This window comes from Microbacterium sp., from assembly GCF_044508325.1.
GTDB lineage: Bacteria > Actinomycetota > Actinomycetes > Actinomycetales > Microbacteriaceae > Microbacterium.
In genome coordinates this window covers 59,409-75,222 of record NZ_JBIQHX010000006.1, presented here as the reverse complement: position 1 = coordinate 75,222, position 15,814 = coordinate 59,409, and the positions used below count along the sequence as shown (strand labels likewise).

Below are 15,814 nucleotides of genomic sequence, written 5' to 3'. Positions count from 1 at the left end.
CACGCGAACCGCATGCCCGCACGCCCCCCTCAGCAGCCGATCGAAGAGCGCATCGAAGACGTCGACGTCCTCACCGAGATGCAGGGGTCGTATCTCGAATACGCGTACTCGGTGATCTACTCCCGTGCACTGCCGGATGCGCGCGACGGGCTCAAGCCGGTGCAGCGGCGCATCCTGTTCCAGATGGCGGAGATGGGGCTGCGGCCCGATCGCGGGCACGTCAAGAGCGCTCGCGTCGTCGGCGAGGTGATGGGAAAGCTCCATCCCCACGGGGACGCGGCGATCTACGACGCGCTCGTGCGCCTCGCCCAGCCGTTCTCGCTGCGTGTGCCGCTCGTCGACGGACACGGCAACTTCGGCTCGCTCGACGACGGACCGGCGGCGTCGCGGTACACCGAGGCGCGCCTTGCTCCGCCGGCCCTCGCGCTGACCGAGAACCTCGACGAGGACGTCGTCGACTTCATCCCGAACTACGACGGCCAGTTCCAGCAGCCGGAGGTGCTGCCGGCCGCGTTCCCGAACCTGCTGGTCAACGGCGCGAGCGGCATCGCGGTCGGCATGGCCACCAACATGGCCCCGCACAACCTCATCGAGGTGGTCGCCGCCGCCGTCCATCTGCTCGAGCACCCCGAGGCGACCCTCGAGGAGCTCATGGAGTTCGTCCCGGGACCGGATCTGCCCGGCGGCGGCGTGATCGTCGGACTCGACGGGATCAGGGATGCCTACGCGACCGGTCGCGGCACGTTCCGGACACGGGCCAAGACGAGCATCGAGCAGATCGGCCCGCGTCGCACGGGCATCGTGGTGACCGAGCTGCCGTACCTGGTCGGGCCCGAGCGGGTGATCGAGAAGATCAAGGATGCCGTGGGCGCCAAGAAGCTCACCGGCATCGCCGATGTCACCGACCTGACCGATCGCAAGAACGGGCTGCGGCTGGTGATCGCGATCAAGACCGGGTTCGACCCGGAGGCCGTGCTCCATCAGCTGTACCGGCTCACGCCGCTCGAGGACTCGTTCGGCATCAACAACAACGCACTGGTGGACGGGCAGCCGCAGACGCTCGGCCTGCGGGAGTTGCTGCAGGTCTACCTCGATCACCGCATCCGCGTGGTGACCCGCCGCAGCGAGTACCGCCTGGCCCGCCGCCGGGAGCGCCTGCACCTGGTCGAGGGCCTGCTCATCGCCATCCTCGACATCGACGAGGTCATCCAGGTCATCCGCGGCTCCGACGACAGCGAGCAGGCACGCACGCGCCTGCAGAGCATCTTCGACCTCTCCGAGCGTCAGGCCGAGTACATCCTCGAGCTGCGCCTGCGCCGGCTCACGAAGTTCTCCCGTCTCGAGCTGGAGACCGAGCGTGACACGCTGCAGGCCGAGATCGCCGCGCTCGTCGAGCTGCTCGGCGACGAGGCCCTTGTGCGCCGCGAGGTCGCCCGCGAGCTGGACGCGGCGGCGGAGGCCTACGGCACCCCGCGGCGCACGCTGCTGCTCGACGGCGCACCCGTGACCGCACGTCCGTCGCGATCGGGGGCCCCCGACCTGCAGATCGCGGATGCGCCCTGCCGCGTGTTCCTCTCCGCCACCGGCAGGATGGTGCGCGCACAGCTCGACGAGGAAGGGAACGGCATCGTCGCGCCGGCGCGCCGCGCCAAGCACGACGCGGTGCGCTCGGCCGTCGACACGACCACACGCGGCGACCTCGGCGCGGTCACGAGCGCCGGACGGCTCGTCCGCTTCTCCCCCGTCGACCTGCCCGCCGTCCCCGGCAACTCGGTCCAGCTGGGGGCGGGGACCCGCGCCGACCAGTACCTCGGCCTCGGGCAGGGCGAGCACGTGGTGGCCCTGGTTCCCCTCGATGCGGCGCCGCCGGTCGCGCTGGGAACCGCCCAGGGCGTCGTCAAGCGCGTCTCGGCCGCCGAGCTGGGCGGCAAGCACGACATCGAGATCATCGCGCTGAAGGACGGCGACCGGGTCGTCGGGGCGGCGCCCGCGCCGGACGGCGCCGAGCTCGTGTTCGTGACCACGGACGCCCAGCTCCTGCGCTTCGACGCCGCCGCAGTCCGGCCCCAGGGGCGCGCCGCCGGCGGCATGGCCGGCATCCGTCTCACGCCGGGTGAGCGGGTCGTGTTCTTCGGCGTGCTCGATGCGGGCGCGCAGGATGCGGTCGTGGTGACCGTCGCCGGCTCGTCTCAGGCGCTCGCCGGCGCGGAGACGGGCACGGCGAAGGTGTCGGCCTTCGCGGAGTTCCCGCCGAAGGGCCGCGCCACCGGCGGCGTGCGCGCCCAGCGCTTCCTCAAGGGCGAAGACCTCATCGCGGTCGCGTGGGTCGGCGAGCAGCCGCGCGCGGTGGGCTCGGACGGCGCGGTGCGGCGCCTCCCGGAGGACCGGGCGAGAAGGGATGCCTCGGGCGCGCCGCTGGACGGCGTGGTCGGTGCCGTCGGCACCGCGATCGGCTGACGGCTACGCGTCGATGCGATCGCGGTCGAGCCGGTTCGACGCGTCGACGATGAACTCCCGGCGCGGGGCGACCTCGTTGCCCATCAGGAGCTCGAAGACGCCGGACGCGGCCTCGGCGTCGTGCAGCTGCACGCGGCGCAGCGTACGGCCGGCGCGGTCCATCGTCGTCGACGCGAGCTGCTCGGCATCCATCTCGCCCAGACCCTTGTATCGCTGCACCGGCTCCTGCCACCTGCGCCCCGACTTGGTGAGCCGGGCCAGCAGCGCGTGCAGTTCGCTCTCGCTGTAGGTGTAGATCGTCTCGTTCGGCTTGGAGCCGGGGTTGACCACCACCACCCGGTGCAGCGGCGGGACCGCTGCGAACACGCGTCCGTCCTCGATGAGGGGGCGCATGTACCGGAAGAACAGGGTGAGCAGCAGGGTGCGGATGTGCGCACCGTCGACGTCTGCGTCGCTCATCAGGATGATCTTCCCGTACCGTGCGGAGCCGAGATCGAACGTGCGGCCCGAACCCGCGCCGATCGTCTGGATGATCGCGGCGCACTCGGCGTTGGAGAGCATGTCGCTGACGGACGCCTTCTGCACGTTGAGGATCTTCCCCCGGATCGGCAGCAGCGCCTGGAACTCGCTGTTGCGCGCGAGCTTCGCCGTCCCGAGGGCGGAGTCCCCCTCCACGATGAACAGCTCGGAGTCGGAGACGTCGTTCGAGCGGCAGTCCACGAGCTTGACCGGCAGCGACGACGACTCCAGGGCGTTCTTGCGTCGCTGCGTCTCCTTGTGGGTGCGCGCGGAGATGCGCGCCTTCATCTCCGACACGACCTTCTCGAGCAGCAGCGCCGTCTGCGCCTTGTCGTCCCGCTTCGAAGAGCCGAAGCGAGCGCCCAGAGCGCCGGCCACGACCGAGGAGACGACCTGACGGGCCGCGGGGGTGCCGAGCACCTCCTTGGTCTGACCCTCGAACTGGGGCTCGGGCAGTCGCACCGTCAGGACGGCGGTGAGCCCGGCGAGGATGTCGTCCTTCTCCAGCTTGTCGTTTCCGACCTTGAGCCGGCGCGCGTTCTGCTCGACCTGTGTGCGCAGCACCTTCATGAGCGCCTGCTCGAAGCCCTGCTGGTGCGTCCCCCCCTTCGGGGTCGCGATGATGTTGACGAAGCTGCGCACCACCGTCTCGTAGCCCGTCCCCCAGCGCAGAGCGACGTCGACCTCGCAGTCGCGCTGGACTTCGGTCGCCGCCATGTGCCCGTCGGCCTGCAGCACCGGCACCGTCTCGGTGAACGAACCGGTGCCGGAAAGCCGCCAGGTGCCCGTGATCGCCGCGTCGGGCGCGAGGAAGTCGACGAACTCCGAGATGCCCCCGTCGTAGCGGAACGACGCCTCGGTGGGCTGTCCGTGCGCGGCCACCGTCGCGGGGCGCTCGTCGCGGACGACGATCTCCAGGCCCGGCACGAGGAACGCGGTCTGGCGCGCACGCTGCTCGAGCTCGGCGGTGGAGAACTGAGCGTCCTTGGTGAAGATCTGCGGGTCCGCCCAGTACCGGATGCGCGTGCCGGTCGCGCCTTTCGGGGCGCGCCGCAGAGCCCTCAGCTCGCTGCTCTTCTCGAACGGCGTGAAGGCGGAGTCGGGACTGCCGTTGGCGAAGACCCCGGGCTCGCCGCGATGGAAGGACATCGCCCAGGTCTTGCCGCCGCGGTCCACCTCGACGTCCAGCCGCTCGGAGAGCGCGTTGACCACCGACGCACCGACGCCGTGGAGTCCGCCGGAGGCGGCATACGAGCCGGTGCCGAACTTCCCGCCCGCGTGGAGCTTCGTGAACACGACCTCCACGCCGCTGAGGCCGGTGCGCGGCTCGATGTCGACGGGGATGCCGCGAGCGCGGTCCTGCACCTCGACGCTGCCGTCGGCGTGCAGGATGACGTCGATGCGCGTGCCGTGCCCGGCGAGCGCCTCGTCGACGGAGTTGTCGATGATCTCCCACAGGCAGTGCATGAGCCCGCGGGAGTCGGTCGAGCCGATGTACATGCCGGGGCGCTTGCGGACGGCCTCCAGCCCCTCGAGCACCTGCAGATGATGGGCGGAATACTCGGAGGTCACGGTTCCAGGGTATCCGCGCTCTCCCTCGCCGCCGTCCGACACTCGGATGCACCGACCCGCCGTACGCGCACAGCGAAATGCACCCCTTTCGCGGCATTCTCTGACTCAGGTCGTGGTTGTATTCACTGACCGCCACGCCAAGACGCGACACGAGGAGGCACCGAGATGACCACGCTGACCAGCGCCGCCGAGCCGGCCGCCATCGAGTACCGCCTCACCGCGATGGATCGCTGCGACTCCTGCGGCGCCCAGGCCTACATCGCCGCCGAGGTGAACGGAAGCGAACTCCTGTTCTGCGCGCATCACGGCCGCAAGTACGAGGAGAAGCTGCGGGCCGTGGCCACCACGTGGCACGACGAGTCGGCCCGGCTGGCCGACGTCGTCTGACCATCACACGCTGATGTAGCGCAGCTCCTTGCCCTTCACGTACTCGCGGAAGGCCGTGCGCACTCCGTCCGCGTAGTCGTCGACCGGCTCCCGCTCCTGCGGCCCGGCGTACTCGAGACCCGCGTGCCCCGCTGCCAGCGAGAGCAGCTGGTCGGTCATCCGCGGGTTGAGCGGCAGCAGCGGGCCCTGCAGCTGGAGGGCGAACACGTCGCCGGCACGCAGACCGACTGCCCAGCGGCCGTCGAGGAGCACGACCCCCTGACCGACGCGGACCGTGCCGAATGCGGCGCCGTCCGGTCCTGCCGTCCACCGCGAGGCGTGATCCTCGAAGCCGATGAGCTCGCCGACGGGAGAGTCGGCGACCACGTAGCCGATACGGCGATCGCGCGTGCGTGCGGCCGTCATGGGGACGATGCCGAGCCCGTCGCGCTGCACGCCGTCGAGCGTGGTGATGCTCGCGGACAGGATCTCCGCCCCCGTGCCGATCGCGAGGACGGCGGTGCCGGACTCGACGAGGCCCGCCAGCTCGTCGCGGTGCCCGCGCGCATCGGCGAGCACGCGATCGATGACGGACGCCGGACCGGTGCCCAGCACCAGCAGGTCGGCCGGTCCGATGGGGCCGTCGCCGATGCCGTGCTCGGCGTACTCCACTTCGAGACCCGCCCGCCGGGAGCGCAGCAGGAGCGCCTCGACATTGCCGCGGTCTCCGCCGAAATCGAGATCCTTGCGGTACAGCCGGGTGATCCGGATGCCTGTCATCGCAGGTCCTCCTCCTGGTCGCCGTGGCCGACGCCGTGCCGCAGGAACATCATCTGCTCGTAGTTGACGATCCAGATCTGATGCTCGTCGCGGACGGTCTTCTTCCGGCGCATGATGTCGATCGCGCGATGGATGTCGGGCTCCACGTGGTGCACCGGCACCCCGGCGTGCGCGAAGCGCAGCGCTGCCAGATGCGCTTTGTTCCCCGTGCACACATCGACGTGGTCGAGTTTGGTGACATCGGCGTCGTAGAGGAACGAGACGTCCGGAAGGCCGTCGTCGATCGCGAACAGCACATGCTCAGGCGGCCCGTCCAGGGAGTCGATGTTCAGCTGCACGCTCGGGGCGTTCTTGAACATCAGGAACTGCGCGGTCTCGCCCTCGGGGTCGTCGGTCAGCGGCACGATCTCGCCGCGGCCCCAGGTCGGCTTCAACGACCGGAAGCCCGCACGTGCGCGCTCGGCGTCGAACCGGTCGCCGAGGATGCGCGCGGCAGCCAGCAGGGCCGCAGCGGCATCCGCGGCGAAGTGCACGCCCTGCACCGGGAGGGTGATGTCGATGTCGTGGCCGTCCACGCGGATCGTCGCCTCACGCCCCTTCAGGTGCGTCACCTCGGCCGCCGCCGGGTGCGCCAGCGCGCCGCGCTCCGCATCGCGGAGGTCGGGGGCGGTCATGACGCCGTGCGGCTGCTGTGCGAGCACGTCGGGCGCGATCCCGAAGAACGACACCGGTGCCTTCTGCGCGGCCACGTCGATCTTGCTCAGGTAGCTGTCGTCGCGGTTGATCACGACAGCCTGGGTCGCGTGCTTGGCGGTGTCCAGCAGCATGTCGGCCACCCGCTCCGTCTCGAAGAGGCGGTAGAGCTGGTCGACCACGATGTTCAGAGGCACCACGACGGTCGGCTGGAGACGTTCGGCCAGCTTGGCGGAGTACCCCTCGTCGACCTCGAGGATCGCGATGTCGGCATCCACCCGCCCGGTCGGCGACGACAGCGCCAGCAGGCTCGAGGTCAGGCCCTGCGGCATGTTGGATCCGCTGGTGTTGGTGAAGACCTTGACGCCGTGCGCTCGCACGATCTCGGTGATCATGTGGGTGGTCGTCGTCTTGCCGTTGGAGCCGAGCACGAAGACCAGGCCGTCCTGGAACTGGCCGAACAGCGTGGTCAGCAGCGACGGCGACATCTTGTTGGCGACCACGCCGGGGAACGACGTGCCGCGCTTGCGCAGGCGCAGGATGCCGCGGATCAGCTTCCCGGTGAGGATCGGCAGGATGTACCGCGGACCCGGCCCCGGCTCACTCAAGATAGTCCCGCAGCGACTGCGACCGCGACGGATGCCGCAGCTTGGCCATCGTCTTCGACTCGATCTGGCGGATGCGCTCGCGCGTCACGCCGAAGGTGTCGCCGATCTGGTCGAGCGTCTTGGGCTGCCCGTCGCCGAGACCGAAGCGCATGCGGATGACGCCGGCCTCACGCTCGCTCAGGGAGTCCAGCAGCGACTCGAGCTGGCGCTGCAGCATTGTGAACCCGACCGCGTCCGCCGGGACGACCGCCTCGGTGTCCTCGATGAGGTCGCCGAACTCGCTGTCGCCATCCTCGCCCAGCGGGGTGTGCAGCGAGATCGGCTCACGCCCGTACTTCTGCACCTCCACGACCTTCTCGGGAGTCATGTCCAGCTCGCGGCTGAGCTCTTCCGGCGTGGGCTCGCGACCGAGGTCCTGCAGCATCTGACGCTGCACGCGCGCCAGCTTGTTGATCACCTCGACCATGTGCACCGGGATCCGGATCGTGCGTGCCTGGTCGGCCATGGCACGGGTGATCGCCTGACGGATCCACCAGGTGGCGTACGTGGAGAACTTGAAGCCCTTGGTGTAGTCGAACTTCTCGACCGCGCGGATCAGGCCCAGGTTCCCCTCCTGGATGAGGTCCAGGAACTGCATGCCGCGGCCGGTGTAGCGCTTGGCCAGCGACACCACCAGGCGCAGGTTGGCGCCGAGCAGGTGGCTCTTGGCCCGCTGCCCGTCGCGCGCGACCCACTGCAGGTCGAGTCCCAGCTGGCTGGAGCGCTCGGCCGCCGACATATGCGAGAGCTTCTCCTCGGCGAACAGGCCGGCCTCGATCCGCATCGCGAGCTCGACCTCCTCGGCCGCGTTCAGCAGCGGGACCTTGCCGATCTGCTTGAGGTAGTCCTTGACGGGGTCGGCGGTCGCGCCGGTGATCTGCGTCGAGTAGACGGGCACGTCATCCTCGTCGCTGGACGAGATGACGATCGCCCCGGTCGGAAGCGGCTCGGAGAACACCGGCTCGGCGTCTTCCTCCTCCTCGGTCTCCTCGGCGTCGTCGGCGCGAGCGCCCTTCTTGCCGCGCGCGCCGGCCGCAGGGGCCTCGTCGGTCTCGGCGTCGGCAGCCTCCGCGTCGTCGGCGTCGGTCAGTTCCGTCTCGTCGAGATCCTCGACCTCGACGTCCACCTCGTCGTCGAGCTCCGCCTCGTCCTTCGCCGCAGCCGTCGCCTTCGCGGCGGTCTTCTTGGCAGGCGCGGCGGCGGCATCCTTCGTCGCCTTCTTCGCGGTGGTCGCCTTCGTCGCGGTGGTCTTCTTCGCGGCGGTGCCGGACTTCGCGGACGCCGCAGGCTTCTTGGCGGCTGCGGTCGGCTTCTTCGCAGCGGCGGTGGTCTTCTCGGCAGTCTTCTTCGCGGCGGCCGTCTCGTCGACGGCGGCCTTGTCGGCATCCTTCTTCGGGGTCCGCTTCTTCTCGGTCGTCGCGGCAGTCACGTTTCGCCTTTCACCGGCGCATCCCCCGTGGGACGAGGCGTCGGTCGGTTTCGGACACTAGTAAGACCCTTGTCAAGTCCTGGTCCGCTTCGCGATCCCCGAAGGGAGCGCTGCGGGGACCGGCAGACAACGGGTCGGATCATCCATTGTCGCACACGCGAGCAGCTCGACACGCGCGCCATGGACTGCTTGATGAAACGCGTCCGAGCGCCCCGGTATTCCTCTCAGCTCACGCGGTCAGCCGCGATTGCCGGCACGCTTGTCGTCGTCGCCGGGCCGGGAGGCGAGGTAGCGCTCCAGCTCTGCGGCGAGCTCGTCCGCACTGGGCAGCTCCATCTCGTCGATACCCGGCACGGTGCCCCCGAGCCCCGCCATGTAGGCGTCGTAGCGCTCCTCGAGCCCGCGGACCATTCGGCTGAGCTCTTCGTTTCCACGGACCTGCTCGTCCACTCGCTCGCGGTACTCGCGGTCGTCCTCGCGCAGACCGTCGACGGCGAACATGAGGCCCGTCGCGGTGCTGACCCGGTCGATCGCCTCCAACGTGGCTCCGGGGAACTCGGTGTCGCCCAGGTAGTGGGGCACCAGCAGCACGAACCCGACCACCGACGCGCCGTCCTCGGCCAGTCGGTACTCCAGCAGGTGACCGACGGTGGCAGGCACCTGGGTCTGGGGCTTCCACACCGAGTGCGCCGCGATGAGCTCGGTGCGGCTCCCGCTCACGGTGGTTCCGATCGGCCGGGTGTGCGGCACGGGCATCGGGATCGCGTGCACCCACGCGACGGTGGACACCTGTGCCTCGGAGACGAAGTCCAGCACCGTGCGGGTGAACGCGTCCCAGGCGAAGTCCGGCTCGTAGCCGGCCAGGAGCAGGAAGGGATGCCCCAGCACATCCGTGGCCAGGGAGAGCTCCAGCCGGGCGGGGCGGTAGTCGGTGAGGTGATCCTGGTCGAAGGCGATGATCGGCCGGCGAGCGCGGTAATCGAGCAGCACGTCGTTCGAGAAGATCAGAAGCGGCGTCTGCTCAACGTCTTCGCGCAGGTACTCGATCAGCCCGGACACCGCCGATCCCGCGTCGGAGAAGCCCGTCAGCGCGATCACGAGGGGAAGCCCCGGCGGCACCGACGGCGCATTGGCGACGCGCTCGAAGAGGGGACCGGAGTACGGCATGGCTCCACTCTACGAGGCGCGTCCGCCGGCGGCGCCGCCACAGCGCGCGGGCACGCTGACAGCGAACACGGGAAGGGCTGCGTACCTAGGATGGAGCAATGCCACAGCCCCAGTTGGCGCACAGCCGCGCCCAGATCCGACAGACCGAGTCCGATGCGATCCTGCTGGCGCTTCCGCCGCTGGAGGAGATCGAGCCCGGCGGCGCGGATCCGCTGGACGAATGGGCCGGACTGCGCGCCGCGCTCGACGCGATCGGCTTCACCGGTGCCGCGGGCGCCTTCACCCGCGTCTACGCCCCCGACGCCACCGACAAGCCGCTCGCGGTGGTCGGCACCGGTGCCGAGCCGGATGCCGCGGCGCTGCGTGACGCGGCCGGGGCCGGCATCCGCTCGCTCACCGGCTTCGCATCCGTCGCCGTCGCGGCCCCGCTCGCCGGTCCGTCCTGGCGCGCGCTGGCCGAAGGCGCCGGCCTGGGGGGCTACCGCTTCGACGGGTACAAGTCCGACAGCGGCAAGGCGCGCGCCGAGCGTGTGACGGTGCACACCGAAGAGGACGTCGCCGACGACGAGGTGCGCGATGCGCAGGCGGTCGTCGACGCGGTCGGCCTCGTGAAGGACCTCGTGTCCATCCCCGCGGACGCCTTGGGCCCAGCCGATCTGGCCGAGCGTGCCGAGGCCGCCGTCGCCGAGCTGCCCGTCGAGGTCGAGGTGCTCGACGAGAAGGCACTCGCCGAAGGCGGCTACGGCGGCATCCTCGGCGTCGGCGCCGGTTCGGAGCGTCCGCCGCGCCTGGTCAAGCTCTCCTATGCCCCCGCCGGCGGCCGCTCCCACGTGGCACTGGTCGGCAAGGGCATCACGTTCGACACGGGCGGGCTGTCGCTGAAGCCGGCCGCCTCGATGGTCGGCATGAAGTACGACATGGCAGGGGCCGCGACGGTCCTCGCGGTGCTCCGGGCCGTCGCCGCGCAGCGGCTCGACGTGCGCGTGACCGCGTACCTCTGCGTCGCCGACAACATGCCGTCCGGGCGGGCGACGCGCCCCGGCGACGTGCTGCGGATGCTGGACGGGACGACCGTCGAAGTGCTGAACACGGATGCCGAGGGTCGTCTCGTCCTCGGCGACGGCCTGGCCGCGGCCAGCCGCGAGCGTCCCGACGTGATCGTCGACGTCGCCACCCTCACCGGCGCGATCACCGTCGCGCTGGGCACCCGGCATGCCGGGGTCATGGGCGACCAGGCCGCAGTGGACGGGTACCTGGCCGCAGCCGAACGCGCCGGCGAGCTCGCCTGGCAGCTGCCCCTGCCCGAGCACATGGTCGAAGAGCTCGACTCCCCCATCGCCGACCTCGTGAACGCGAAGGTGGGCGATCCCGCCGGCGGGTCGCTGTTCGCCGGCCTGTTCCTGCGTCACTTCGTGGGCCGCGTCGCCGACGAGGAGGACGCGGATCGCATTCCGTGGCTGCACCTCGACATCGCCGGGGTCGGCATGAACAAGGGGGGCGCCTTCGGCTACACCGACAAGGGCCCCACGGCCGCGACGGTGCGGTCGCTGATCGAGTTCGTCGCGGCGCACGCCGCCGACGGGAAGGAGCGGTCATGACCGCGCACAGCTTCGACGTCGTCGTGCTCGGCGGAGGCAGCGGCGGGTATGCCGCCGCGCTGCGGGCGGCCGAGCTCGGCCGATCGGTCGCCCTCATCGAGAAGGACAAGGTGGGCGGCACGTGCCTGCACCGCGGCTGCATCCCGACCAAGGCGCTCCTGCACGCCGCCGAAGTCGCCGACCACACCAGGGGCGCGGGGGATGTCGGCGTGAAGGCGGTGTTCGACGGCATCGACATGGCCGGGGTCACCGCGTATCGCGAGGGCATCGTGGCCAAGAAGTTCAAGGGCCTGGAGGGACTCGTGAAGGCGCGCGGCATCACGACCGTGTCCGGTGAGGGACGGCTCGAGGCGGATCGCACCGTGCGCGTGGGCGACGACACCTATCAGGGTGAGCACGTCGTCCTCGCGACCGGCTCCTACAGCCGCACCCTTCCCGGCCTCGAGATCGGCGGCCGCATCATCACCAGTGAGCAGGCACTGGCTCTCACCGACGTGCCGGGGCGGGTGATCGTCCTGGGCGGAGGCGTGATCGGCGTCGAGTTCGCCAGCGTCTGGAGCTCGTTCGGGGCCGAGGTGACCATCGTCGAGGCGCTCCCCCACCTCGTGCCGAACGAGGACGAGGCGATGAGCAAGGCCCTGGAGCGGGCGTTCCGCAAGCGGGGAATCGCCTACAAGCTCGGCGTGCGCTTCCAGTCGGCCTCGCAGACCGATGACGCGGTGTCGGTGACGCTCGAGGACGGCACGGTCCTGGAGGCCGACCAGCTGCTCGTGGCTGTGGGACGGGGCCCTGCGACCGCCGACCTCGGCTTCGAGGAGGCCGGGGTGCGGATCGATCGCGGATTCGTGGTCGTCGACGAGCGGCTGCGCACCGGCGTCCCGGGCGTGTGGGCTGTCGGTGACATCGTCCCGGGGCTCCAGCTCGCCCACCGCGGATTCCAGCAGGGCATCTTCGTCGCGGAGGAGATCGCCGGGCTCGACCCGGTGGTCGTGCCCGACCGCGACATCCCGAAGATCACGTACTGCAGCCCGGAGGTCGCGTCGGTGGGACTCAGCGAGGCGGCCGCCGTCGAGGAGCTCGGCCGGGATGCGGTCGTCAGCTACGAGTACAACCTCGCCGGCAACGGCCGCAGCGAGATCCTCGGCACCGGCGGCCTCGTGAAGGTCGTGCGCCGCAAGGACGGTCCGGTGGTCGGCGTCCACCTGATCGGCGACCGCATGGGCGAGCTGATCACCGAAGGACAGCTGGCCGTCGCCTGGGAGGCGCACCCCGAGGACATCGCCCCCTTCGTCCACGCGCACCCCACCCAGAGCGAGGCGCTCGGCGAGGCGTTCCTCGCCCTGGCGGGCAAGCCGCTGCACACCATCTGACCCGCAGCGCCTCACTAAGCTAGTCAGGACATCGGCATCCTAAGGAGACAGGTCATGAGCACATCCGTGGTCCTCCCCGCGCTCGGCGAGAGCGTCACAGAGGGAACGGTCACCCGCTGGCTCAAGCAGGTCGGGGACACGGTCCAGGAGGACGAGGGCCTGCTCGAGATCTCCACCGACAAGGTCGACACCGAGATCCCCTCGCCGGTCAGCGGCGTGCTCGAGGAGATCCTGGTGCAGGAGGACGAGACCGTCGAGGTGGGTGCCGTGCTCGCGAAGATCGGCGACGGATCCGGCGCGGCGCCCGCGGATGCCGGAAGCGCCCCCGCCGAGGCGGAGTCCGCTCCTGCCGAGGTGAAGCCCGCACCCCAGGAGGCGGAGCCCGCATCCGAGCGGGCCCAGCCCGAGCCCGCGCAGCCCGAGCCCGCCGCCGAGGCGCCGGCGCAGACGGAGGAGCCCGCCGCACCCCAGGAGGCGGAGCCCGCGGCGGACGAGAGCGGCAGGGATGTCGTGCTCCCGGAGCTCGGCGAGAGCGTCACCGAGGGGACGGTCACCCGCTGGCTCAAGCAGGTCGGCGACGACGTCGACACGGACGAGCCGCTGCTGGAGATCTCGACCGACAAGGTCGACACCGAGATTCCGTCGCCGTTCAGCGGCACGCTGCTGGAGATCCTGGTCGCCGAGGACGAGACCGTCGCCGTCGGAACCGCCCTCGCGCGCATCGGCGCGTCCGGCGCCGCCGCGGCGCCCGCAGAGCCCGAGGCCGAGCCGGAAGCGCCCGCGGCCGAAGCGGAGCCGACCCCTGAACCCGAACCCGCGCCCGCACCTCAGCCCGAGGCGCAGGCGGCGGCAGCGGCGCCCGAGCCGGAGCCTGCCTCGGCACCCGAGCCTGCGGCGCCCGCCGCCGAGCCGGCACCGGCCCCGGCGGCGACACCGGCCCTCGGCGACGATTCCGTGACGTACGTGACACCGCTGGTGCGCCGGCTCGCCCAGCAGCAGGGCGTCGACCTGTCGACGATCACCGGCACCGGGGTCGGCGGCCGCATCCGCAAGGAGGACGTCCTCAAGGCCGCAGCGGCGGCGGCCGCACCGGCCGACGCGGTCTCCGCCGAGGAGCGCGCACCCGCTCCCGAGGTGTCGCCGCTGCGCGGAACCACGCAGCCGATGTCGCGCCTGCGGAAGGTCCTCGCGGAGCGGGCCGTGGCGTCGATGCAGTCGACCGCGCAGCTGACGACCGTCGTCGAGGTGGATGTCACCGAGCTCGCCGCCTACCGCGACCAGGTGAAGGCGGACTTCCTGGCGAAGACCGGCGACAAGCTGTCGTTCCTCCCGTTCTTCGCGCTGGCCGCCGCCGAAGCGCTCAAGGCGTACCCGGTGATCAATGCGACCGTCGACGGCACCGACATCGTCTATCCGCCCAGCGAGAACCTCTCCATCGCCGTCGACACCGAGCGCGGACTGCTCACCCCGGTCCTACGCGACGCGGGCGACAAGACGATCGCCCAGATCGCGCACGAGATCGCCGACCTCGCAGCGCGCACGCGCGAGAACAAGCTGAAGCCGGACGAGCTCGCCGGCGGCACGTTCACGCTGACCAACACCGGCTCGCGCGGGGCCCTGTTCGACACACCGGTCGTGTTCCTGCCGCAGTCGGCGATCCTGGGCACCGGCATCGTGGTGAAGCGCCCCGGTGTGGTGCGCGTGGACGGGTCGGATGCGATCGGCATCCGTTCGTACGTCTACCTCGCGCTGTCGTACGACCACCGCGTCATCGACGGTGCGGATGCCGCACGGTTCCTCGGCGCCGTCAAGCAGCGGCTCGAGGCCGCGCGGTTCGCAGCCGATCTCGGCATCTAACCCGGGGGCTGCGCGACGTCGTGCACGTCGCGCAGCCGCCAGCGACCGTCGGCCTCGACGATCACGACGAGCTGGGCGGGCATCGTCTGCTCCCGTGCGTCCACGCGCAGGACGGCGACGCCGCCGAAGTCGTCCAGGAGCGTGATCGCTCGGCTCGCCGCGACCAGGTCGATCACGCCCGCAGCGACGTCGCGGTCGGGGTCCTCCATCACTGCGGCAAGACATGTGTGTTCCCCCTGGCATGCAGTGCGGGCATCCAGAAGGCGGGCGGTGACGTCCGTCAGATCCGTCACGGCGGCGATGGACGCAGGTGGCGACGGCGCGGTCCGATCGACCGCCGGAGCGGACGCGGCGGGCCGGTTCGGCTCCTCAGCCTGAGCGGGCGCTTCGTCCCCGGTCGGCCACAGCGCTCCGAGCACGAGCACGCTCGCGGCGGCGCCCGCCGCCAGCAGCCACGGCCGTGGCTGCCGCGCGCGCAGCCTGCGCAGCACGCCGTGCACCGCCTCGGATGTCATGGCGGCGATGTCGGTGTCGATGTGACGCTCGATGACCGACAGCAGGCCACGGCGGGGAACGATCTCGGGCGCCGGCTCGCGCAGCCGAGCTGCGGCATCCAGGCTCCGGCTGCGTGCCGGCGCGAAGACCTCGGAGCGGATCGGCGACGGCTCGGCGACCGCGAACAGCGCGGACTCGATCGAGGCATCCGCCAGCGCGCCCGCGTCGGGGCGGTCCAGCCATCTGCTCACCAGCCCCCTCACGCGGCCGTCGGCACACGCACCGGCGATCACCTCGAGAGCGCGTCGTGTGCCGGCATCGGCCGGCGTGCCCGCGCTCAGGGGCGCGAAGACCGGCCGCCCGGCGTCCGTCAGCCACCACTCCCCCGGCGGCCAGGCGGCATCGCGCGCAGTACGGGCCGCGGCCAGCTCCGCCATTCCTCGCCGCAGGCTCACGACCAGGGTCACCGTCTCGCCGGCGGTCAGCGGCGCCTCGGCATCGACGCGCCGCGACAGCACCCGATCCAGCCGATCCACGCACCAGTCGAACTCGACCCCCACTCCGTCCCGGGTGCGAACGAGATCGCGCGGCGTGAGCACGTGCGCGCCCTCCGCTCCGGCGAGCGGATCGTCCCCCGGCAGGGCGTCGGGCTCCGCGAGCAGCACCGTCCGGCCGCCCGCGCAGCGCGCCAGCCAGCCCGCGATCGGCGAGTCGGGCGGCCCGACTCTGCGCAGCAGGCGGTAGGCGCCGGTGAGCGGCCGTTCGCCCTCGAGGGCGGCGATGCCGAGAGGATCTGCCACGCGCCGAGTCTGGCGTTCCGTCGGGGTGCTGTGCGCCCGGCACCGGGCAGCTGTGGGCCCGCCT

Annotated in this window: 11 protein-coding genes; 5 read left to right on the top strand and 6 right to left on the bottom strand. The window is 71.1% G+C overall.

Annotated elements, in window-relative coordinates; translation table 11 throughout:
- Positions 1-12 precede the first annotated feature (12 nt).
- Positions 13-2,457, top strand: coding sequence for a DNA topoisomerase (ATP-hydrolyzing) subunit A (locus ACIWQI_RS06895; RefSeq protein WP_396656402.1), 2,445 nt, complete (start codon positions 13-15; stop codon positions 2,455-2,457).
- A 3-nt stretch (positions 2,458-2,460) separates the two neighbouring features.
- Here the strand turns inward: ACIWQI_RS06895 and ACIWQI_RS06890 are convergent, their stop codons facing one another.
- Entirely contained in the window at positions 2,461-4,548 is a 2,088-nt protein-coding gene (locus ACIWQI_RS06890) for a type IIA DNA topoisomerase subunit B (protein ID WP_396656401.1), read from the bottom strand.
- Between the two features lie 165 nt (positions 4,549-4,713).
- On the opposite strand from ACIWQI_RS06890, the gene ACIWQI_RS06885 reads away from it, so the two are divergent.
- The gene (locus ACIWQI_RS06885; protein ID WP_396656400.1) at positions 4,714-4,935 is read left to right on the top strand and encodes a hypothetical protein; all 222 of its coding nucleotides are present in this window, start codon (positions 4,714-4,716) and stop codon (positions 4,933-4,935) included.
- A 3-nt stretch (positions 4,936-4,938) separates the two neighbouring features.
- On the opposite strand, the gene ACIWQI_RS06880 is transcribed toward ACIWQI_RS06885, so the two are convergent.
- The 4 genes from ACIWQI_RS06880 to ACIWQI_RS06865 all read right to left on the bottom strand — a co-directional run bounded on the left by ACIWQI_RS06880 (position 4,939) and on the right by ACIWQI_RS06865 (position 9,630).
- Positions 4,939-5,694 (bottom strand): hypothetical protein, encoded by a 756-nt coding sequence (locus ACIWQI_RS06880; protein WP_396656399.1) that lies wholly within the window; start codon positions 5,692-5,694, stop codon positions 4,939-4,941.
- Positions 5,691-6,995: a MurT ligase domain-containing protein gene (locus ACIWQI_RS06875; RefSeq protein WP_396656398.1), complete on the bottom strand. Its 1,305-nt coding sequence runs from the start codon at positions 6,993-6,995 to the stop codon at positions 5,691-5,693. The genes ACIWQI_RS06880 and ACIWQI_RS06875 overlap by 4 nt, the downstream gene beginning before the upstream one ends.
- The gene (locus ACIWQI_RS06870; protein WP_396656397.1) at positions 6,988-8,463 is read right to left on the bottom strand and encodes an RNA polymerase sigma factor; all 1,476 of its coding nucleotides are present in this window, start codon (positions 8,461-8,463) and stop codon (positions 6,988-6,990) included. Before ACIWQI_RS06870 ends, ACIWQI_RS06875 begins: the two co-directional genes overlap by 8 nt.
- A 237-nt stretch (positions 8,464-8,700) precedes the next feature.
- The gene (locus tag ACIWQI_RS06865) at positions 8,701-9,630 is read right to left on the bottom strand and encodes a proteasome assembly chaperone family protein (protein ID WP_396656396.1); all 930 of its coding nucleotides are present in this window, start codon (positions 9,628-9,630) and stop codon (positions 8,701-8,703) included.
- A 98-nt stretch (positions 9,631-9,728) separates the two neighbouring features.
- Here ACIWQI_RS06865 and ACIWQI_RS06860 point away from each other — a divergent pair, with 98 nt between their 5' ends.
- Genes ACIWQI_RS06860 through sucB form a run of 3 tightly spaced genes read left to right on the top strand, consistent with a single transcriptional unit; the run spans position 9,729 to position 14,455 of the window.
- Positions 9,729-11,228, top strand: a complete 1,500-nt coding sequence (locus ACIWQI_RS06860) for a leucyl aminopeptidase (RefSeq protein WP_396656395.1) — start codon at positions 9,729-9,731, stop codon at positions 11,226-11,228.
- Complete coding sequence (gene lpdA, locus ACIWQI_RS06855; RefSeq protein WP_396656394.1) at positions 11,225-12,598, top strand: dihydrolipoyl dehydrogenase; 1,374 nt, start codon at positions 11,225-11,227, stop codon at positions 12,596-12,598. The genes ACIWQI_RS06860 and lpdA overlap by 4 nt, the downstream gene beginning before the upstream one ends.
- A 54-nt stretch (positions 12,599-12,652) precedes the next feature.
- Positions 12,653-14,455 carry a 2-oxoglutarate dehydrogenase, E2 component, dihydrolipoamide succinyltransferase gene (gene sucB / locus ACIWQI_RS06850; protein ID WP_396656393.1) on the top strand — a complete coding sequence of 601 codons (1,803 nt, stop codon included), beginning with the start codon at positions 12,653-12,655 and terminating at the stop codon, positions 14,453-14,455.
- Here sucB and ACIWQI_RS06845 read toward each other — a convergent pair.
- Positions 14,452-15,750 (bottom strand): hypothetical protein, encoded by a 1,299-nt coding sequence (locus ACIWQI_RS06845; protein WP_396656392.1) that lies wholly within the window; start codon positions 15,748-15,750, stop codon positions 14,452-14,454. The genes sucB and ACIWQI_RS06845 overlap by 4 nt on opposite strands.
- Positions 15,751-15,814 lie beyond the last annotated feature (64 nt).

Bases quoted from the DNA above. Each gene is read 5' to 3' on its own strand.
- ACIWQI_RS06895 (WP_396656402.1), top strand. From the start codon at position 13: ATGCCCGCACGCCCCCCTCAGCAGCCGATCGAAGAGCGCATCGAAGAC.
- ACIWQI_RS06885 (WP_396656400.1), top strand. From the start codon at position 4,714: ATGACCACGCTGACCAGCGCCGCCGAGCCGGCCGCCATCGAGTACCGC.
- ACIWQI_RS06880 (WP_396656399.1), bottom strand. From the start codon at position 5,694: ATGACAGGCATCCGGATCACCCGGCTGTACCGCAAGGATCTCGATTTC.
- ACIWQI_RS06865 (WP_396656396.1), bottom strand. From the start codon at position 9,630: ATGCCGTACTCCGGTCCCCTCTTCGAGCGCGTCGCCAATGCGCCGTCG.
- ACIWQI_RS06860 (WP_396656395.1), top strand. From the start codon at position 9,729: ATGCCACAGCCCCAGTTGGCGCACAGCCGCGCCCAGATCCGACAGACC.
- lpdA (WP_396656394.1), top strand. From the start codon at position 11,225: ATGACCGCGCACAGCTTCGACGTCGTCGTGCTCGGCGGAGGCAGCGGC.
- sucB (WP_396656393.1), top strand. From the start codon at position 12,653: ATGAGCACATCCGTGGTCCTCCCCGCGCTCGGCGAGAGCGTCACAGAG.